Here is a 20,431-nt window from a genome sequence, read left to right on the forward strand (position 1 = left end):
GGGATGCGGACCAAACCGGACCGCAGCCGCCTCCTCGCGTACCCGCGAGTGGGCAGAACCTCGCTTGTTTCCCGCCATTCCCTGCTCCGAAACACCCCTTCAAGTGTGACTTGCGCGACGTTGGAGTGCCCGGCCTGCACCTCTCGGCCAGGGAGGCGTAGCCTTTATTTCCGCTGTCCATCACCTTGTGAAGCGGAAGAGGGCGGTTACCGCCGTGTCGTCTCAGTCCCCCAGTAACTCGAGCTCCCCCAGCCTCCGGGCGGGTGGTACCCCCATCACGGGCCAAGACGGGCAGGGTCAGAACCCTGCGACCGCCTTCGGCGCCAATGAGTGGCTCGTCGACGAGATCTACCAGCAGTACCTCGAGGACCCTCATTCGGTCGATCGTGCCTGGTGGGACTTCTTCGCCGACTACAAGCCCGGCTCGTCGGAGACTCCCGCCGCCGCGGGGGCGGCCGGAGCCGCGCCGAGCTCCCCGGCCACTCCGAGCGCGCCGGCCGCTCCGCAGGCGGGTCCCGCACAGGCCGCGCCTGCGCCGACCCCGGCCCGGCCCGCCGCGGTCGCGCCGGCGCCCGCGAAGCCCGCCCCGGCTCCGGCCAAGGCTCCCGCTCCCGCTCCCGCTCCCGCCGCCAAGGCTCCGGCCGCCGCCACCGCCGGACCCGAGCTGATCACGCTGCGCGGCCCCGCCGCCGCGGTCGCGAAGAACATGAACGCCTCGCTGGAGGTGCCGACGGCCACGTCCGTCCGCGCCGTCCCGGTGAAGCTGCTCTTCGACAACCGGATCGTGATCAACAACCACCTCAAGCGCGCCCGGGGCGGGAAGATCTCCTTCACGCACCTGATCGGCTACGCGATGGTGCAGGCGATCAAGGCCATGCCGTCGATGAACCACTCCTTCGCGGAGAAGGACGGCAAGCCGACCCTGATCAAGCCGGAGCACGTGAACTTCGGTCTCGCGATCGACCTGGTGAAGCCGAACGGCGACCGCCAGCTCGTCGTCGCGGGCATCAAGAAGGCCGAGACGCTGAACTTCTTCGAGTTCTGGCAGGCATACGAGGACATCGTCAAGCGCGCCCGGGTCGGCAAGCTCACGATGGAGGACTTCTCCGGCGTCACGGTCTCGCTGACCAACCCCGGCGGCCTCGGCACCGTCCACTCCGTGCCCCGCCTGATGCCCGGACAGTCCGTGATCATGGGCGTCGGCTCGATGGACTACCCGGCCGAGTTCCAGGGCACTTCCCAGGACACCCTGAACAAGCTGGGCATCTCGAAGGTCATGACGCTGACCTCGACGTACGACCACCGGGTCATCCAGGGCGCCGCCTCCGGCGAGTTCCTGCGCGTCGTCGCCAACTTCCTCCTCGGCGAGAACGGCTTCTACGACGACATCTTCAAGGCCCTGCGCATCCCCTACGAGCCGGTGCGCTGGCTCAAGGACATCGACGCCTCGCACGACGACGACGTCACCAAGGCCGCCCGGGTCTTCGAGCTGATCCACTCCTACCGGGTCCGCGGCCACGTCATGGCCGACACCGACCCGCTGGAGTACCGCCAGCGCAAGCACCCCGATCTGGACATCACCGAGCACGGTCTCACCCTGTGGGACCTGGAGCGCGACTTCGCGGTGGGCGGTTTCGCCGGCAAGTCGATGATGAAGCTCCGCGACATCCTCGGCGTCCTGCGCGACTCGTACTGCCGCACCACCGGCGTCGAGTTCATGCACATCCAGGACCCGAAGCAGCGCAAGTGGATCCAGGACCGCGTCGAGCGCACGCACTCCAAGCCGGAGCGCGAGGAGCAGCTGCGTATCCTGCGCCGGCTGAACGCCGCGGAGGCATTCGAGACCTTCCTCCAGACCAAGTACGTCGGTCAGAAGCGGTTCTCGCTGGAGGGCGGCGAGTCCGTCATCCCGCTGCTCGACGCGGTCATCGACTCCGCCGCCGAGTCCCGGCTGGACGAGGTCGTCATCGGCATGGCCCACCGCGGCCGGCTGAACGTCCTCGCCAACATCGTCGGAAAGTCCTACGCGCAGATCTTCCGCGAGTTCGAGGGCAACCTCGACCCGAAGTCGATGCACGGCTCCGGCGACGTGAAGTACCACCTGGGCGCTTCGGGCACCTTCACGGGCCTGGACGGTGAGCAGATCAAGGTCTCGCTGGTCGCCAACCCCTCGCACCTGGAGGCCGTCGACCCGGTCCTGGAGGGTGTCGTCCGCGCCAAGCAGGACGTCATCAACAAGGGCGGCACGGACTTCACCGTCCTGCCCGTCGCCCTGCACGGCGACGCGGCCTTCGCCGGCCAGGGTGTGGTCGCCGAGACGCTGAACATGTCGCAGCTGCGCGGCTACCGCACCGGCGGCACGGTCCACATCGTCATCAACAACCAGGTCGGCTTCACCGCGGCCCCGGAATCCTCGCGTTCCTCGATGTACGCGACCGACGTGGCCCGCATGATCGAGGCGCCGATCTTCCACGTGAACGGCGACGACCCGGAGGCCGTGGTCCGTGTCGCGCGGCTCGCCTTCGAGTTCCGCCAGACGTTCAACAAGGACGTCGTGATCGACCTCATCTGCTACCGCCGCCGCGGTCACAACGAGGGCGACAACCCGCAGTTCACCAACCCGCAGATGTACAACCTGATCGACAAGAAGCGTTCGGTGCGCAAGCTGTACACCGAGTCGCTCATCGGTCGCGGCGACATCACGCTGGAAGAGGCGGAGCAGGCGCTCCAGGACTTCCAGGGCCAGCTGGAGAAGGTCTTCGCCGAGGTCCGCGAGGCCACCTCCGCGCCGGCCCCGGCGCACGTCCCGGACCCGCAGCCGGAGTTCCCGGTCACGGTCACCACCGCGGTCTCCCAGGAGGTCGTGAAGCGGATCGCCGAGTCCCAGGTCAACGTCCCGGAGCGGATCACGGTCCACCCGCGTCTGATGCCGCAGATGCAGCGTCGCGCGGCGTCCGTCGACGACGGCACGATCGACTGGGGCTTCGGCGAGACCCTCGCCATCGGCTCGCTGCTGATGGAGGGCACCCCGGTCCGGCTGTCCGGCCAGGACTCGCGCCGTGGCACCTTCGGCCAGCGCCACGCGGTCCTGGTGGACCAGGAGACCGGTGAGGACTACACCCCGCTGCTCTACCTGACCGACGACCAGGCCCACTACAACGTCTACGACTCGCTGCTCAGCGAGTACGCGGCGATGGGCTTCGAGTACGGCTACTCGCTGGCCCGCCCGGACTCCCTGGTCGTCTGGGAGGCCCAGTTCGGTGACTTCGTCAACGGCGCCCAGACCGTCGTCGACGAGTTCATCTCCTCGGCCGAGCAGAAGTGGGGCCAGACCTCCGGCGTCACGCTGCTCCTGCCGCACGGCTACGAGGGCCAGGGCCCGGACCACTCGTCCGCCCGCCCGGAGCGCTTCCTGCAGATGTGCGCGCAGGACAACATGACGGTCGCCATGCCGACCCTGCCGTCGAACTACTTCCACCTGCTGCGCTGGCAGGTCCACAACCCGCACCACAAGCCGCTCATCGTCTTCACGCCGAAGTCGATGCTGCGTCTGAAGGCCGCGGCGTCGAAGGTGGAGGAGTTCACCACTGGCGGCTTCCGCCCGGTGATCGGCGACGACTCGGTGAACCCGGCCGATGTCCGCAAGGTCGTCTTCTGCGCGGGCAAGGTCTACTACGACCTGGAGGCCGAGCGGCAGAAGCGCGGTGTCACGGACACGGCGATCATCCGTCTGGAGCGCCTGTACCCGCTGCCGGGTGCCGAGGTCCAGGCCGAGATCGCCAAGTACCCGAACGCCGAGAAGTACCTGTGGGCGCAGGAGGAGCCGGCGAACCAGGGTGCCTGGCCGTTCATCGCGCTCAACCTGATCGACCACCTGGACCTGGCGGTCGGCGCCGACATCCCGCAGGGCGAGCGCCTGCGCCGGATCTCGCGTCCGCACTCCTCGTCCCCGGCGGTCGGTTCGGCCAAGCGTCACCAGGCCGAGCAGCAGCAGCTGGCCAACGAGGTCTTCGACGCCTGATCCGCTGCCCGTCCCGGCACGGAAGGAGGCCCGGCACCCTCGCGGGTGCCGGGCCTCCGGCGTGCCGTGGCGCGGTCAGAGCCTGTCGACCGAAGGCCGCCCGACAGGCTCTCAGTCTCAGCCGAGGTTGGCCTCGAAGTCCCAGTAGGGGCGGTTGCGCTGGCGGGCGGAGAGCGTGTGCGGGTGCTGCGCGCCGAGCGTCCGGGTGAGGGTGAGCAGCGCGTCCTCCTCGATCTTCGCGGCCTCCTCGACCTCGCGCAGGCCGCGGAGGTCGGTGGCGAGCGCGACCTGGCAGGAGAGGGTGAGGGGGTGCTCGTTGCCCAGGGCGTGCCGGGCGCGCCGGAGGGTGTCCCGGCTGAGTTCGGCGGCGTCCGCCACCCGGCCGTTGAAGTTGCGGGCGGCGGTGGCGTTGAGCGCGCAGCCCAGGACCCAGGGATGGTCGGGGCCCAGGGTGGCGGTCAGCCCGGCGAGCGCGCCCTCCATCATCACCATGGCGTCGGCGCGTTCTCCGGCCGCCTGCATGACGAGGGCGGTGTTGGCGAGGACGCCGGTGGCCACGGGGTGGGCGGGGCCGAGGAGGGCGCGGTAGCCGGCCTCGGCCTCGTTGCTGAGTTCGCGGGCGTGGTCGAGGTCGCCGTGCTCGCGGAGGTAGTTGGCGTAGTTGTTGATGGAGGACAGGGTCACGTAGTGGCCGCGGCCGTGGACCTGTTCCAGTTGTTCGAGCAGGCTCGCCATGGTGGCGCCGAGGTCCTGCTGGAAGCCGCCCTCACGGCGGCGGCACAGGGCGAGTTGGGAGCGGGCGTACAGGGTCTGGAGGTGCTGGGCGCCGAGGACCTGGACGTGGACCCGGACGTTGGCCTCCTGGCGAGCCAGGGCCTCACGGTAGCGGCCGAGCAGCCGGAGGTCCTGGGCGACGGCGTTGCTGGAGTTGAGGCTGTGGGCGTGGCGGGCGCGTAGCAGGCTCTCGCTGCGGGACAGCGATTCGACGTCCTCGTCGTACGCCTCCTGGTAGCGGCCGAGCATCCGCAGGACGACGCCCAGGTTGTGGCGGGCGACGAGGGTGAGGAACTCGGTCTCGCCGAGGAGGCGCCGCGACTCGGCGAGGCAGGCGCGCTGGATGCGTTCGGACTCGCGGTACTGGCCGAGGAAGCGCAGGTCGCTGGCGATGGCGACGGTGGAGCGCAGCGAGCCGAGTTCGTCGCGGTCGGGGGCCGCGTCGAGCCGTCGGCGCAGGGCGAGGTCGAGTTCGTAGGCGTCCCGGAAGCGACCGTGGGAGCGCAGGATGTTGCCTTCCTGCGTGGTCAGCTCCAGCATGGCGGGGGCGAGCGGTTCCATGAAGGTGGACCAGTGCTCCCGGATCTTCTCGGCGAGGCGGACGCCGGCGCGGAACTCGGCGCTGCGGAAGCAGTAGCGGAGGCAGTTGAGGACGGCGGACTGGATGCGCGGGGCCCGGCTGGAGAGTGCGCCGGAGGGCTCCAGGTGCGGGAGGAGTTCGGCGTAGCGGGGCCAGTGGCGGCTGTCCATGGGGTTGCCGGGATCGGCCTCGGCGATCAGGGTGCGGACGGCCCTGCGGTGCGCGTCGCGGTGCTCGCCGTCGGTGAGGCGGGCGACGATGTCGTGGACGAGCCGGTGCATGTGCACGGACTCCTGGTGAGGTTCCATCTCGACGCTGGTGGCGGGTCCGCGGGACTCGCGGGTGAGCACCGAGTAGTTGACCAGGGTGTCCAGGGCCCGGGTCCAGGCGGGCAGGTCGGTGGCCATCCAGCGCAGGTCCTCGGGCAGTTCGGCCTGGGGGTAGGCGCGGACGATGCCGAGCGGGATCCGGCCGGGGGCGAAGGAGGCGCACAGGCTGAGGACGTCGATGGCCTGGGGCTGGGAGCGGCGGAGCCGGTTGATCAGTATCGACCAGGAGGTCAGCGAGGCGTGGGGGAAGCCGTCGCCGGCGGAGGGTTCGTCCACCGTGGACAGCCGGCCGTCGCGGACCATGCGCAGGTACTCGGGGACCTCCATGCCGGACTCGCCGAGCCAGGAGGCGGCCTGGACGAGCGGGAGCGGGACGTCGCCGAACTCGGCGGCGACCTCGTCGGCCTGGGGCGCGGTGATGTGGGGTGCGCGGCGCATCAGGTAGGCGGTGGACTCGGCGCGGTCGAAGCCGGGGACCTCGACGACGTCGGTGTGGTCGCCCCAGGCGCGGTTGCGTGAGGTGATCAGGACGTGGCCGGGGCCGTGCGGCAGCAGTACGGGCGCGCCGTCGGTGTCGTCCCATCCGTCGAAGACGACGAGCCAGCGGGCGTGCGGGTCGCCGCGGCGCAGGGCCTCGCGGACCGCCCGGATGCGTTCGCCGGGCTCGTTGCCGCTGGCCAGGCGGAGTTCGGCGGCGAGTTCGCCGAAGCGGTCGCGCTGGACGTTGCGGTCGTCGGAGTTGACCCACCAGATCACGTCGTAGTCGGGGCTGAAGCGGTGGGCGTACTCGGCGGCGATCTGGGTCTTGCCGATGCCGGACATGCCGAGGAGGGTGCAGGCCGCGTTGCCGCGTTCGGCGTCCATGAGCCGTTCCTGGAGGGTGGTCAGGAGATCGTCGCGGCCGGTGAAGCGGGAGTTGCGGCGCGGGACCTCGCCCCAGACCTCGGGTGGGGTGTCGGGGTAGCGGACCTTCGCGCCGGACGGCAGGCGGCGGGCGGCGGAGCGGCGGGGTTCGATGCCGAGCCTGCTGAACAGCCGTGCCTCGGCCTCGTCCTCCCCGACGCCCCAGAGGCTGACCGGCTCGAGGACGGCGGTGGCGGGGAGGAGGGGCCTGTTGGTGAGGTTGACGGCCGCGAAGCGGTCGGCGTGTGCGGCGACGAAGCCGCGCAGCACGTCGTTCCACTCGCCCGCGGGGCGGGGGCCGATGTCGAAGAACCAGTCGTTGAGGACCAGGAGGACACGGCCCCGGGCGAGCAGCAGGTCGCCGAGCGAGTCCTCCAGCGCCACCTCGCGGGGCGGGTCCCAACGTTGGAGGGTGACGCGGACGCCCTGTGCTTCGAGGCGCTGGCCGAGCCAGGCCGCCCACGGTCGGTGGTAGCCGGGGAAGACCACGAGGACGTGTTCGGGGGCGGCCCTGCCGCTGTCCACCGCTCCACCGCCCGGCCGTTGTTCCGCCATCTCTCCGTCTCCCGTCCCACTCCCGCGCAACGCAGTGTGATCTGCCCTGGGCACAGTGTCACCCAGAGGCCCTGGGGGCCGCGCCGAGGCTCGCGTGGTGCCCCGCCATTTGTCGGGCGAACTCCCTTCCCTCATTGGTCAGTTCATCGGATTCAAGCAGGATCGCCAATGCCTCGCCCACCTGATCGTGGATATCGTCGAACTGCTGCCCGGCATGGGTGCGCCAGGGCGCCGGCACCTGTGTGGCGGTCGCGGTGCGGCGCCAGAGGTCGGCCAGGGCCAGGTGCGCGTAGGCGCCCTGGAACACCCCGGCGACCGGGCGCGGATCGGGACGCCAGCCGACCCGGTGCAGGGCGGCCCGCCCGGGCCGGTACAGCGGGACGGCTTCGTGCAGGGTGGCGAGTTTGCCGTGGTGGATCTCGTGCACCAGGGTCTCCGCCAGATCGGGCCCCCCGGCGGCCGGGGAGGACAGTACGGCGCCGGGTGCGGCGCTCAGGGTGGCGCCGACGGACCGCGGTCCGTTCGGGGTGAGCGGGACGAGGAGGCGTACGGCCCGGCGGGTCTCGGCCGCCCGGTCGCTGTCCGTCCGCGCGAGCAGTTCGTGGGCGTCCCGCCAGTGGGCCACCCAGCCGGGCCGGTCGGTGTCGGTGTGGTCGGCCGCCCTGCGGAGCGGGTCGCCGAATCCGCCGGGCGGCACCCGGTAGGGGTCCAGGTCGTCCAGGCGCGCGGTGGACCCGGGCAGCAGGGGCAGCCCGGTCCAGGCGGGACCGCGCCCGACGAGGGTGCCGGCGCGGCGGTCGGTGAGGAGCAGGACGGTGGGGGCGGCCGGGCTTCCGCCCTCGGCGTGCAGCCGGACCACGCGGGACCGCGCCCGGATGCGGACCGGGCCCGCGCTCGGCAGCCGCAGGCGCCCCACGCCGGGCAGCGAGAGCAGGCCGTCCGGTGCCTCGACGGCCAGGTCGAGGGGGCGACCCGCACGGAGCGCGCCGGTCACGGCGAGGACCTCCAGCCGGTCGAGGTGCCGGTCGAAGGCGGGACCGGTCGGTCCGGCGAGCGCCACGGCCAGCCACACGCCGGTCGTGGGGTAGTCGAGCAGGTCCCGGACGACGCCGGGGTGGCGCCGCTCGGTCTGTTCGAGCAGATGCCAGGACGTCTCGAACCGGCGGAGGACGGTGGGGTCGACGGCGTCGCGGTCCCGCCGGGCACGGACCAGCAGGGACTTGAGGAGCACCAGGCGGCGGGCGCGCAGGGCGGAGCGCAGCAGCGCGGTCCCCTCCGATGCGGGCCGAGTGCGGGCGAGTGCGCCGAGTACGGCGGAGGACGGCGGGGGAAGCCTCATTCCGGCCCCCCTGTCACGACGGCCGGGCGCCGACCGGATCTGACCGGAAAACGCCGGTCGGACCGGGGCCCGCGGTCAGGAGTGGTGGTGGTTGCCGCCCGCCCCCTCGGCCCAGAACTCCACGAGTTCGCCGGAGCGCAGCAGGACGCGGCGGACGGCTGCCTCCAGGTCCGGATCCTCGGTACGGCGCAAGGTTCGCAGGTCGAAGGCCGCGAGATCGGGAAGCTGCGGAGATCCCGCGGCATCCCGGTCGGTACCGGTCGCCCACTCCGTGCGCTGCAACACCCTCGGTTCCTCCTCACCGACCCTTGTCCCCCACGGTCGTAGCGGCGCAGCGGTTCTTCCCGACGCCGGTGAGGCAGAAACCCGTTCGACTCAACTGCGCCCATTCACGCCCCTGTTGTCCAGCCGTCTCCGTGGCGCCTATCCGGCGCCCCCGTTCCAGGTCCACCAGGGCGGAGCGGTCCGGCGGCGTTCGTCGGCGGAGAGCCGCACCGGACGGGCGGCCTGCTGTGCCGTCACCTCCGCGAGCAGGCTCAGGGTCCGCTCGACGTCGCCCCGGTCGACCTCCACCAGGGCGGCCACCAGCCGCCGCCACCGCTCGGCCGCGGCCCGCAGCACCGCCTCCGCCCGCGCGGTGCGGCCCATGAGCCGCAGGACCGCGCCCTCGGCGTGCAGGGCGCGCGCTCCGGTGACCGCGCCCGGGGTGTCGCCGTGGGCGGAGCGGGCGTCCTCGGAGCAGCGCTGGTAGGCGGTGAGCGCGTCACCGAGCACCCCGTCCCGGGACGTCTCGCTCAGTTCCAGTCTCACTCTGGCGAGTTGCAGCCACGCCTCGCAGCTCAGCGCGGGTTCCCCCGTCGTCCGTACGGCCTGTTCCAGGAGGTGGCGGCTTTCGAACAGGTCGGGCAGGAATCCGGCCCGGTGAAAGCGCAGGGCCAGCACGCTGCCGATCAGGATGCGGGCCTTGTGCCGCTCGGTCGCGTCGGCGGGCAGCGCGGTGAGTGCCTCGCGCAGCACCCCTTCGGCCCGGTCGACGGACGGGGTGCCGCCGTCGGTCGCGGCACGTCGCAGCAGCGATTCGCCCCAGGCCATCAGGAGCCGGCCGCGCCGCGCGCTGTCGGCGGGCGCCAGCAGGGTGGCCTGTTCGTAGGCAGCGTCGGTGGCCGGTCCGTCGCCGACGGAGTCGTGGAGCCGGGCCCAGGCGGTGGTCCAGCGCAGACGCAGGGCGCCCCCTTCGCCGACCAGCGGTTCGGCACGGTCCAGCACGGAGGCGATCCGGGCGGGTTCGCCGCCCGCGAGACGGAGGGCGTCGGCCAGGTCGAGGAGGGCGGGGCCGGTCTCCCCGGTCGCGAGGGCGGCGCTCAGCGCGGCGACCGCACCGGGTCCGTCGCCGCGAGCCAGCAGGAGCCGGCCGCGCCGGAGGTGAAGGGAGTGGTGGTGGTCTTCGGGCCATTCCGCCGGGTCCCCCGTCAGGGCGCGGAGCGCGGCGTCCAGGTGGGCGGCGTCGCCGGTGTGCCGCCACAGGGCGTGGCGGGCGGCGGCCAGTTCGAGACGGGCCTGCGCCCCCTCCTCCTCGCCGCTGCCGGTCAGCTCCGCCGCGCCGTCCAGTGCGGCCGCCGCGCGCCGCAGCAGCTCGCCACGCCGTGCGGTGGCGCGGCCGGCCGCGGTGCCCGCCTCGGCGTACAGCACCCGTCCGAGGAGCACGCGGGCGCGGACGGGGTCCTCGGCGAGCGCCGCCTCGGCCCGCTCGCGGGCGACGCTCAGCAAGGAGGGGTCGGACTGGCCGCGCCACCGGTCGAGCAGCCGACGCGCCTCGGTGAGCGGTTCCGGGGTGACGAGGTCGGGGTGGTAGAAGCGGAGCACGCGCGCGGGGATGCGGGCGAACAGTTCGGGCTCGGGGCCCACCGGGCCTGTCGGCTCGTCCGTCTCCTCGGGCGGCGGCGCGTCGTCCTCGGTGGTCTGTCCGGCGAGACGGGCCGCGGCCAGGGCCGGGAAGTTCCGCATGCCGTGGCCGAAGTTGCGCTCCACGTAGGCGGAGCAGTGTTTGAGGACGAGGGCGGCCGCGCCGCGGTCCAGGGAGCCGAGGAGCTGCCGCTGCACGCCGGGCGGGTAGCTGTAGCAGGGGTACGGCGTGGGGCCGGGCAGTTGGCGCAGGAGTCCGCTCAGGAGCACTTCGGCGAGTTCCATGGGGCCGGTGTCGGGCAGCATCGCGCGCTGGACGAGCTGCATGACGGGAAGGGTCAGCGGGGCGGCGGCGAGATGGACGGCGAGGCGCAGGGCGCCCGGGGAGGCGCCGGCGCGGAACACGCGCAGCAGGTCCTCGTCGCGCGGGGGCCGGGCCGGCGTGCCCGCCGCCGGGGCCTCGGTCCGCGCGGGTCCGGGGCCGATCCGGGCGGCCCACCCCCGGACGGCACCCGTGCCCTGGCCGCTGAACAGCCGGGCCCAGGAGGCGAAGGCTTCCGGGGTCGGGGTGAGGACGGGCACGGCTCGGGCGTCGTCGGGAGCGGGCTCCCAGGGTTCCTCGTCGGGCTGGAAGAGGGTGCGTCCGCCGGGACCGGTGGCGCGGGACAGGGTGCCGGGTTCGACGGTCAGGGCGGTGCGCGCCCACAGCCTCGGGGGCAGCGGCTGGACGACGGCGAGCGGGGAGCTGCGGGGCCACTGGTGGATGAGCCGCTGGGCCGCGCCGCGCCGCCAGAGCGGGCCGACGCAGTCACTCACGAGGAGGGTGAGGCAGCGGCCGGTGGGGTCGTGGAGCTGGTCGCCGGGACGCAGCCGGGGGTGGCCGTCGGCTCCGGTGGTGGTGGTGACCAGGGGTGGACCGGCGCCGGTGTCGTACAGCCGGTGGACCCGGACGTCGCGGAAGGCGCCGGACTGCTGGCAGGCCTGGCGCAGTTCCTCCACCATCCGGGTCCAGACGACCATGGCGGGGCCGGTGTCCATGAGGAGCTGGATGTCCGGGCGGCGCCCGGCGGCCGGGCGGAGGACCGGGGTGAGGACGCCGGCGGCGGCGCTGCGGTCGGCGGTCGCCTCCTCGTCAAGGGTTCCTTCGCCGGGGCGCGGCGGGAACAGGGCGTAGTGGCGGAGCGGTCGGAGGGCCTTCTGGAGTCCGAGGAGTCCGGGCAGGGCGTTGGCGCCGGGGGCGCGGACGCGCAGGGCGGCGCGGCCTTCCGTGCCGCCGTCGGCAGGGCGGGCGCCGCCGTGCGGTGTGTGGAGGGCGACGGTCTCCGGGGCGGGTGGCGGGGGGCCGGGGTCGGAGACGTCGTCACCCGCGGTGCCGGGTGACTCCCGGCCGTCCGGGTCGTCGCCCTTCCCGGGGGGCGGGGCGGCGGCCGGGCCGCCCGCCCGGCCCGCCGCCGGGTCCGGCGGGCCGGCCGGGAGCCACTGGGCGAGCCAGACGGCGTCCGCGAGTTCCTCGGCGGTGGGGTGCCGGCCGCCGGCCCGGAGCCGGCGCGTGAGTTCTTCCAGATGCATCCGGTGCATCCGGCCATCACCTCGGCTGATCGAGCGGCTGCATGAGCATGTCCGCGATGCGTTCCCTGGTCACCCGCTCGGTGCGCGGGGCGTGCTGGGTCAGGTAGAGGGCGTTGAGGAGCTGGTCGGTGGCGATGACCTCGCCGGGCTCGCGGTTCAGGAAGCGGCTGACGAGGCTCTGTTCGCCGGTCGCGGCGTCCGTGCCGAGATGGGCCTCGATCATGGCGCGCACCTGCTCCTCGCCGGGCGGTTCCAGTTCGAGCCGGATGCAGCGGCGCAACAGGGCGGCGGGAAAGTCCCGTTCGCCGTTGGAGGTGAGCACGATGAACGGAAAGGTGGTGCAGCGGATCCGTCCGCCGCGCACCGGGACCTTGCGGCCGTCGTCGGTGAGTACCTCGACGACGGGTTCGCGGTCGGCGAGCCGTTCCAGCTCCGGGAGGGCGAACTCGCCTTCCTCCAGGGCGTTCAGCAGGTCGTTGGGCAGGTCGAGGTCGCTCTTGTCGAGTTCGTCGATGAGTAGGACGCGGGGCTGTTCGGAGGGGAGCAGCGCGGTGCCGAGCGGGCCCAGGCGGATGTACGAGCCGATACCGGCGGCGGCCGGGCCGGGTGCGCCGGTCTGGGCGCGTTCCAGCTGGACGTCCTGGAGGCGGCCGATGGCGTCGTAGCGGTAGAGCCCGTCCTGGAGGGTGGAGCGGCTGACGATCGGCCAGCGCAGGACACGGCCCAGTCCGAGTTCGTGGGCGACGGCGTGGGCGAGCGTGGACTTCCCGGTTCCGGGGTTGCCGGTGACCAGGAGCGGGCGGCGCAGATAGAGGGCGGCGTTGACGGCGTCGGTCTCGGCGGGGCGGGGGTGGTGGTTGCGGACGAGCCGCCGGCGTACGCCGAGCCGCCGGTCGGAGCCGGCCAGGGTGTCGTCGGCGGCGCCGGCCGAGAAGTCACGCCAGGGCGGGGGCGGGGGGAGCCGTCTGATCTCGTCGTGCGGGTGGCCGGCACCACGGTAGATCCGCCAATCGTTCACGAGGGGCTCCTCCTGGCTGTGGTGGGGTGGCCGGTCCCGTCGGCGGTTCCGTCCGGGCGGGCTGGGGGCGTCCGGCGTGGGGCGGTTCTTCGGGGCGGGTGTCGCGGCGGGTGTCCGGTCATGGGGCGGCCTCTTCGCCCAGCAGGAGGGGACCCTGGAGCGGCGGGGCGTGCGGTGGCCGGTCGGGCGGGTCCGTCAGGACGGCGAGATGCTCGGCCCAGGCGTCGGCGGACCGTTCCCCGGGGTCGGCTTCGTCGTCACCCGCCCTGATCCGCAGGGTGCGGACCGGCCGGTGCAGCCCGCCGGCCCGCCCCGCCTCCGCGAGCAGCCGGTTCGCCCGCTCGTGGAAGTCGGCGCAGTCCTCGTGCGGGTGCGTGCCGGTCCGCCACAGGGCGAGGGGGTGGCCCGCTGCGAGCGCGGCGGCCATGGCGCGGCGGCCCTCGTCGGCGCCGACCCGCCCGCAGTAGACCGGAACGGCTCCCTCCTCGGCGTCGAGGAGCCGGGCGAACGACTGCCGTGGGGTCTCCCGGCGCAGGTGTGGGGCGTGGGCGTCGGTTCCGGCCGCGGCCACCTCGGCGCGCAGCGGGACCGCGCGGAGCGGTCCGTGTTCGGCGGCCCGCCAGCGTTTGAGCCACTCGTGCGACGGCGGTCCGGCCCGGCGGCCGGCGTGCCGGATGACGACGGTGCGTTGCTGTCCCAGGGTGAGCGCGTACGGGCCGAGGAGTTCGTCATCGGGTGTGAGCCGCCAGGCGTCGACGGGCAGGTCGAAGAGGTCGAGGGGCAGCACCGCCTCGACGGCCGCCAGGTGTTCGCCGCTGTCGCCGTGGCTGAGCGCGTCGGCGAGCGGCCCGCGCAGGGTCTCCTCCAGCCTGTCACGCTCCACGCCGTGGTCGTCGTGGTGCAGCGGGCTGATCGTGCGCCCGTCGAAGAGGAGCTTGATCCGCCAGGGAAAGCGGGTGCCGTAGTGCGGGGTGTCGATCTCCACGAGGACGTCGGCGCGGGCCCGGGACTCCCGTACGGCGGAGGCCGCGTCCGGTCCCGGGGCGAGGAGCCGGGCGATCTCCTGCCGGATGGCGGGGTGCGCCTCGACCGCCTCGTCGCCGGTCCAGCGGGCCAGGCTCCGCAGGGCGGGGCTGTCGCCGTGCCGGGCGGTGACGTGCCGGGCGACCAGGGCGGCGTAGAGGAACACGGCGTCGAGGCCGAGGTCCTGCTGTGCCTCCTGCGCGGGGTCGCGTAGTTCGTGGAGGAGGCCGACCCCTTCCCGCCAGGTGCGCGGGTCCGCTTCGAGGACCGACTGGAAGTCGTCGTGCAGGACGCGTCGTTTGACCTCGTCGACGAGGTGCATGACCTCGCCGGGTCCGGCGGGCGGGGGCAGTTCGGCGAGGCGCCCGTACAGGTGGACGCGGCGGCCGGGTCCGACGCCCTGAGTGGTGGGGGGCCGGAGCCGTATCTGTGCCCGTGTCCAGTCGGGCGCCCCGGCGAGGGAACGGTAGCGGCCGAGGTGGTGGCGGTCGTGGTCGCGCATCACCTGGTGGAGGATCTCGCCGCCGGGGGCGTCGTGCAGTGCGCGCAGGGCGGTGATCGGGACGGCCGCGCCCTCGTCCCGGCCGCGGCCCTTGTTGAGTCCGATGACGGTGCCCCGGGCGAGGTCGACGACCGGGCCCCCGGAGAGCCCCTCCACGGGCAGGGTCCAGCGCAGCAGCAGCGCGCCGCCGTCGACGGCGTGCGCCTCGCCGACGGCCTGGCGGATGCCGACCCTTCCGGTCTGCCGGGACCAGCCGTGCAGGCTGACCGGGATGGGTTTCGTGATGACGGGCGGTCGTTCGCTCAGCCGGACGCAGGAGACGTCCCGGGCTTCGGGAACCCGGACGAGGGCGAGGTCCGGGAAGTCCCAGTGGGTGAGGTCCCGGCCGGGCCGTTCGGGGCGCGGTTCGGCGAGGACCACCTCGCCGGTGGCGGCCCTGTCCTGCCAGCTGAGGCCGACGGCCCGCTCGTGTCTCCACACCGCGCTTCCCCCCTTGGCCACGACGTGGGCACAGGTCAGGACCCAGCCGGGGGCGATGAAGAAGCCGCTGCCCCAGTACCGGTCGCCGTGCGGGTCATACCCGTCTCCGGGGGCGGCGATGCGCACGAGCGCGGGGCGCACGAGCGCGTCCAGGGCGCTCATGCGGAGCCGTCGGCCGCCGGGGGGTGGGGCGGGCCGGTATCGGGGGCGGGGCCGGGGGTGTGGGGTGCGGGGATCGGCGCGCCGGCCGTCGCGGGTCCGGGGGCGGCTGGCGGTGCCGTGCCGGGGACGGGGCCCGGCTCGGTCCAGGTCAGCGAGACCGAGACGGAGGCGGTGCCGCCACCGTCGGCGAGGACGCCGATCACCTTTCCCGCCTGCGCGGACAGTTCGACGCCGAAGCTGACGGCGACCTCCATGGGGGCCCGCGCGTCGAGGCCGGCCCGCAGCGAGCCGACGACGCCGCGTACCACGTCCGTGAGTCCCCCGGCCATCGAGACCACCCGGTCGCCGATGCCGGTGTCCTGGAAGCCGCCGCCCCGGTCGAGTTCGTCCGCCCCGCTGATCCGGGCCCAGACGGGTGTGCCGTCGTCCAGTCGGATCCGAGCGATCCCGTGCGCCACAGCGGCCCCCGCTCCCCGAAACGATGATGGGGAAGGCTAGTCCCTGCCGGGAGGGAGCGCGAGGGGACACGGAGGCCACGGCCTATCCTGATCGCATGTACTTCACTGACCGTGGCATCGAGGAACTGGAGAAGCGGCGGGGCGAGGAGGAGGTCTCCTTCGAGTGGCTCGCCGAGCAGTTGCGCACGTTCGTCGATCTCCATCCCGACTTCGAGGTGCCGGTCGAACGGCTCGCGACCTGGCTGGCCAGGCTCGACGACGAGGACGAGGACGAGTAGGACCGCGCGGGGCCGGCTCCGGGGTCCGTCCCGGGGCGGAGCCCGCCGGGGCGCCCCCGATGGCAGAGGCGCCCGGCTGAGAGCCTGTCGGGTGACCTTCGCCCGGTCAGAGGCCACCCGACAGGCTCTGACCGGGGCGGCCTGGCGTCACGGGGCGGTGACGCGGTCCGGGCCGGACAGCGGTCCGTCCGTCGCGCCGGACCGCAGCCGGTCGTAGGCGAGACCCAGCGCACCGCACACGACGAGGAGGGCGCCGGCGGTGACCCAGCCCCCGCGGCGACGGCCGATCCCCCACACGAGCATCGGCAGCCCCGCCCCCAGCTGGAGCGCCGCGGACATCCGGGCGTGGGGCCCGAGCAGGTAGGGGCCGGCCCGGCTGCCCTCGACGACGTGGAGTTCGGCCCGGACCGCCTCCCGCCACCCTGACCATTCGAGCTGTTCGGCGCCTTGGGCGAGGGCGACCGAGCGGAGCCGGTCGGCACTGTCACCGGGGGTGAGTCCGCCGGGCAGCGCGAGTCCGACACGGGCGAGGACGGCGACGAGACCGACGAGCCGGGCGTGGGCGTCGGCGTCCCGGTCCGGTGCGGTGAGCACTCCCAGGGACTGCACGTCCAGGACGGGATCGAGGGCGAGCCGGGCCGCGAAGGTGCGCATGGCCTCTTCCTCGCCGGCCGGGGTGCCGTCCGCGAGCCAGGTGTAGCCGACGGTACGGCGGAATCCCGCGGCGAGGATGAATCCGGCCCGGTCGGCGTCCCACCACAGCGCGAGGACGGGCCAGGTGGCGGCGGAGACCGCCAGCGCGGTGGCCCAGCCGGTGACGACGCGGTCGACCGGCTCGCCGCCGTGCAGCCAGGGCTTCCCCTCGGGGACGAGAACGCTCCAGCCGGCTCCCGCCGGGACGAGGAGAAGCTGTTCGCGGAGCAGCTGGGCGTGCGGGCGCACGGCCGAGGGCTCGGCACGGCAGAGCAGCAGCGCCCCGGCGGGCCTCGATCCGGATGTCGCGTTCATAGGCCACACGCTAGGTCAATTTGCCCGATTTCGATGAGGAATGCACCCGTCGGGCGGGGTTGACTTCACCAGACCGCGATATATCGTGTCTATCGAGAAGACGCGATATGTTGCGTCACCGACACGGGAGGTCAGCACGATGACAGAGTGGTCCGTCGCCGAGCCCAGGAAACTCACGCTGACCGAGCCCGTCACCCACCTCCGGGTCCGCCTCGTCAACGGGACCGTGAACGTCGTCGGCACCGACGAACCCGCCACCCGCCTGGAGGTCTCCGCGATCGACGGTCCCCCGCTGATCGTGACCCAGGAAGGCTCGACCCTGACCGTCAGCTACGAGGACCTGCACTGGAAGGGCTTCCTCAAGTGGTTCGACCGCAAGGGCCACCACCGCACGGCCGTCGTCTCGCTGGCCGTCCCGGCCTCCGCGGACGTCGAGGTGGGCGCGGTCGGCGCGGGCACGGTGATCTCCGGCATCAAGGGGCGTACCCACGTCCGCGGCGTCTCGGGTGACACCACGCTCCTCGGCCTGTCCGGCCCGGTCCACGCGGAGAGCGTCTCCGGCGACCTGGAGGCCCACTCCGTCACCGGTGCCCTGCGGGTCAACTCCGTCACCGGCGACGTCACGGTGATCGAGGGCTCCGGCGGCTCCGTGAAGGCGGAGACGGTCAGCGGCGACATGGTCATCGACCTCGACACCCCGGACCCGGACGCGCCCTCCACGGACATCCGGCTGTCCAGCGTGTCCGGCGAGGTCGCCGTACGGCTGCCGCACCCGACGGACGCCCGGGTGGAGGCGAACACGACCAGTGGCGCCCTCTCCAACGCCTTCGCGGACCTGCGGGTCCATGGCCAGTGGGGCACCAAGAGCATCACCGGCACCCTGGGCGACGGCCGGGGCACGCTCAGGGCGACCACCGTGTCCGGTTCGATCGCCCTACTGCGCCGCCCCGAAACGACCGACGACGACATCGACACCACCCCCTCCGCGTCCGGAAAGGTGCTCTGACATGCCGCCCGTCTTCGCCCACGGCAGACTGCGCCTCTATCTGCTCAAACTCCTCGACGAGGCCCCGCGCCACGGTTACGAGGTGATCCGGCTCCTGGAGGAACGCTTCCAGGGGCTCTACGCGCCCTCGGCGGGCACGGTCTACCCGAGGCTGGCGAAGCTGGAGGTCGAGGGCCTGGTCACCCACGCCACCGAAGGAGGCCGCAAGGTCTACTCGATCACCGACGCCGGCCGGGCGGAACTGGCCGGGCGCGAAGGTGAACTGGCCGACCTGGAAGTGGAGATCCGCGAGTCGGTCTCCGAACTGGCGGCGGAGATCAGGGACGACGTGCGCGGCGCGGCGGGCAAGCTGCGCAGCGAGATGCGCGCCGCGGCGAGCGAGACCCGCACACGGGGCTCGTCCTTCGCCGATGCCAAGGAGGAGATGCGCCGCGCCAGGCAGGAGTGGCGGGAGCAGACCCGTCAGGCCCGCGCGGAGGCCCAGTCGGCGCGCCGCGAGGCCAGGGAGTTCCAACGGATCGCCCAGCAGGTGCAGGAGCAGGTCCAGGAGCACTTCACCCGCGGCGACTGGCCCACCGGCGTCCGCGAGGGCCTGTCCGAACTCAGCACCCAGATCGGCGGCCTGGTCGGCGGGGGCACCTCGACCCGCACCCCTTCCGGGCAGTCCGAGAAGGCCGGGACGCCCGGAACAGCCAGGGCAGCCGGGAAGTCCACAACGGTCGGGGCGGACCCGGAATGGGCCGAGGACACCGGCTCCACCGGAGACCCCGCGCGCGACCTGGACCGCCTCCTGGACCGCTTCCGGGACGAGATCCGCGACGCGGCCCGCGACCACGGGGTGACACCGGCCCAACTCGCGGAGACCCGCCGCCACCTCTCCGCGACGGCGGCCCGCGTCACCGCGCTGCTCCGCCCGGGGGACGAGAAGCGGAGCCGCTGACCCACCGGCCGGGGCGCGGAGTCCCGGCCACAGGACGCGAGGCCCCGGGAGAGGCCCCGCCGCGCCGCGGGGCGCCTCCCCCTCGGGGCCCGGCCGAAGGAGGCAGGGGCGCCACGGCAGAAGAGGTCCCTCCGCGGCAGGGAACTGTGGGGCGGCCCCACTCCCCCACGAGCCCGGCCCCGTACTCCTCCGGGAGCGGCGCCGCCGCTCCCTGCCCGGGTCCCCTCCCCCTCGGGGCCGCGGGCAGGGACGGTGCGGGGCCGCGGGCAGGGCGAGGAGCACGGCGGCGACGGCGCCCGCCGCGAGGATCGTTCGCGACACAGGAGACCTCCGGTATGACGACCACGCGCGGCGCCGGAGATCCCATCAGCGGACCCGGCGAGCCATCACGAGGGAGTCAGGACGATCTTCCCGAAGAGGTCGCCCGAGGCCAGCTTCTCGAAACCCTCGCGGGCGCGGTCCAGCGGCAGAGTCTCGTCGATGACCGGCCGGACGCCGGTGGTCGCGCAGAAGGCCAGCAGGTCCTCCAGCTCGTCCTTGGAACCCATGGTCGAGCCGACGACCTTCAGTTCGAGGAAGAAGATCCGGGTCAGTTCGGCGTGCGAGGGACGGTCGCCGCTGGTCGCGCCCGAGATGACGAGCGTGCCGCCGGGGCGCAGCGACTTGACCGAGTGCGACCAGGTGGCGGCGCCGACGGTCTCGATGACCGCGTCCACGCGCCGCGGCAGCCGGGCGCCCGGCTCGTACGCGTCCAGCGCGCCCAGCTCGATGGCCCGCTTGCGCTTGGCCTCGTCACGGCTGGTGGCGAAGACCCGTAGCCCGGCGGCCTTGCCGAGGGCGATCGCGGCGGTGGCGACCCCGCCTCCCGCACCCTGTACGAGGACCGAGTCACCGGGCCGGACGCCCGCGTTGGTGAAGAGCATGCGGTACGCGGTGAGCCAGGCCGTCGGAAGGCAGGCGGCCTCCTCGAAGGAGAGCTCCCGGGGCTTGGGCAGGACGTTCCAGGAGGGCACCGTGACCCGCTCGGCGAACGTGCCCTGGTAGCGCTCGGTCAGGATGGACCGGGGTTCGTCGGGCCCGACGCCGTGGCCGGTCTGGCCGATCACGGAGTGCAGCACGACCTCGTTGCCGTGTTCGTCGATGCCGGCGGCGTCGCAGCCGAGGATCATCGGCAGCTTCTCCTCGGGCAGTCCGACCCCGCGCAGCGACCAGAGGTCGTGGTGGTTCAGCGAGGCGGCCTTGACGGTGACGGTGGTCCAGCCGGGACGCACCTCGGGCTCGGGGCGCTCGCCGAGTTCGAGGCCGTCGAGGGGCCGGTCGCGGTCGATTCGGGCGGCGTAGGCAGCGAACATGGCCCTGACATTAAGGGCCGCGCTTGCGTGGCGGAACCACGCACTCGTGTGACGCATGTCCCTCGGCGGCCGGCCCCCGGGAAGCGGGGCGGCGGGCCCGCGGGGGCTCGGAGCGACCGGGCCGACAGGGGGCTCGGGCGACCGCCGGCACGGGCGGGCCGGGCGGCGCCGCGCCCTCCCGTACGGCGACACGCCCGCCCACACGCGTGAGGGCCCGCCTCCGATGGGAGTG

General features: G+C 73.5%; 13 protein-coding genes. 4 read left to right on the forward strand and 9 right to left on the reverse strand.

The genetic code is table 11. The features are described from left to right. Positions 1 to 214 precede the first annotated feature (214 nt). Entirely contained in the window at positions 215 to 4,021 is a 3,807-nt protein-coding gene (locus OG393_RS09480) for a multifunctional oxoglutarate decarboxylase/oxoglutarate dehydrogenase thiamine pyrophosphate-binding subunit/dihydrolipoyllysine-residue succinyltransferase subunit (protein WP_327374201.1), read from the forward strand. A 117-nt stretch (positions 4,022 to 4,138) separates the two neighbouring features. On the opposite strand, the gene fxsT is transcribed toward OG393_RS09480, so the two are convergent. From fxsT to OG393_RS09515, 7 genes are all read right to left on the reverse strand, one after another. Continuing rightward, on the reverse strand, positions 4,139 to 7,162 hold the full coding sequence (gene fxsT / locus OG393_RS09485) for an FxSxx-COOH system tetratricopeptide repeat protein (RefSeq protein WP_327374202.1): 3,024 nt from the start codon (positions 7,160 to 7,162) through the stop codon (positions 4,139 to 4,141). 58 nt (positions 7,163 to 7,220) lie between these two features. Continuing rightward, a complete protein-coding gene (locus OG393_RS09490) occupies positions 7,221 to 8,501 on the reverse strand; it encodes an HEXXH motif domain-containing protein (protein ID WP_327374203.1) in 1,281 nt (426 codons plus the stop codon). 75 nt (positions 8,502 to 8,576) lie between these two features. Beyond that, positions 8,577 to 8,786, reverse strand: coding sequence for a hypothetical protein (locus OG393_RS09495; protein ID WP_327374204.1), 210 nt, complete (start codon positions 8,784 to 8,786; stop codon positions 8,577 to 8,579). Between the two features lie 138 nt (positions 8,787 to 8,924). Then, positions 8,925 to 11,981, reverse strand: coding sequence for an SAV_2336 N-terminal domain-related protein (locus OG393_RS09500; protein ID WP_327374205.1), 3,057 nt, complete (start codon positions 11,979 to 11,981; stop codon positions 8,925 to 8,927). 7 nt (positions 11,982 to 11,988) lie between these two features. Continuing rightward, positions 11,989 to 12,990, reverse strand: a complete 1,002-nt coding sequence (locus OG393_RS09505) for an AAA family ATPase (RefSeq protein WP_327374206.1) — start codon at positions 12,988 to 12,990, stop codon at positions 11,989 to 11,991. 118 nt (positions 12,991 to 13,108) lie between these two features. Next, positions 13,109 to 15,157: a VMAP-C domain-containing protein gene (locus OG393_RS09510; protein WP_327374207.1), complete on the reverse strand. Its 2,049-nt coding sequence runs from the start codon at positions 15,155 to 15,157 to the stop codon at positions 13,109 to 13,111. Continuing rightward, a complete protein-coding gene (locus tag OG393_RS09515) occupies positions 15,154 to 15,615 on the reverse strand; it encodes a CU044_2847 family protein (protein WP_327374208.1) in 462 nt (153 codons plus the stop codon). The genes OG393_RS09510 and OG393_RS09515 overlap by 4 nt, the downstream gene beginning before the upstream one ends. Positions 15,616 to 15,710: 95 nt before the next feature. Between OG393_RS09515 and OG393_RS09520 the strand changes: the two genes are divergently transcribed. Further along, the gene (locus OG393_RS09520) at positions 15,711 to 15,893 is read left to right on the forward strand and encodes a DUF6104 family protein (RefSeq protein ID WP_327374209.1); all 183 of its coding nucleotides are present in this window, start codon (positions 15,711 to 15,713) and stop codon (positions 15,891 to 15,893) included. Between the two features lie 147 nt (positions 15,894 to 16,040). Here OG393_RS09520 and OG393_RS09525 read toward each other — a convergent pair whose 3' ends face one another. After that, positions 16,041 to 16,901 carry a hypothetical protein gene (locus OG393_RS09525; protein ID WP_327374210.1) on the reverse strand — a complete coding sequence of 287 codons (861 nt, stop codon included), beginning with the start codon at positions 16,899 to 16,901 and terminating at the stop codon, positions 16,041 to 16,043. 139 nt (positions 16,902 to 17,040) lie between these two features. Between OG393_RS09525 and OG393_RS09530 the strand changes: the two genes are divergently transcribed. After that, positions 17,041 to 17,907 (forward strand): DUF4097 family beta strand repeat-containing protein, encoded by an 867-nt coding sequence (locus tag OG393_RS09530; protein WP_327374211.1) that lies wholly within the window; start codon positions 17,041 to 17,043, stop codon positions 17,905 to 17,907. Position 17,908: 1 nt separating this feature from the next. Further along, positions 17,909 to 18,847: a PadR family transcriptional regulator gene (locus OG393_RS09535; RefSeq protein ID WP_327374212.1), complete on the forward strand. Its 939-nt coding sequence runs from the start codon at positions 17,909 to 17,911 to the stop codon at positions 18,845 to 18,847. Between the two features lie 386 nt (positions 18,848 to 19,233). Here the strand turns inward: OG393_RS09535 and OG393_RS09540 are convergent, their stop codons facing one another. Then, positions 19,234 to 20,199, reverse strand: a complete 966-nt coding sequence (locus OG393_RS09540) for a zinc-binding dehydrogenase (RefSeq protein ID WP_327374213.1) — start codon at positions 20,197 to 20,199, stop codon at positions 19,234 to 19,236. Between the last annotated feature and the right edge of the window lie 232 nt (positions 20,200 to 20,431).

The sequence above is a fragment of the Streptomyces sp. NBC_01216 genome (genome assembly GCF_035994945.1).
GTDB lineage: Bacteria > Actinomycetota > Actinomycetes > Streptomycetales > Streptomycetaceae > Streptomyces.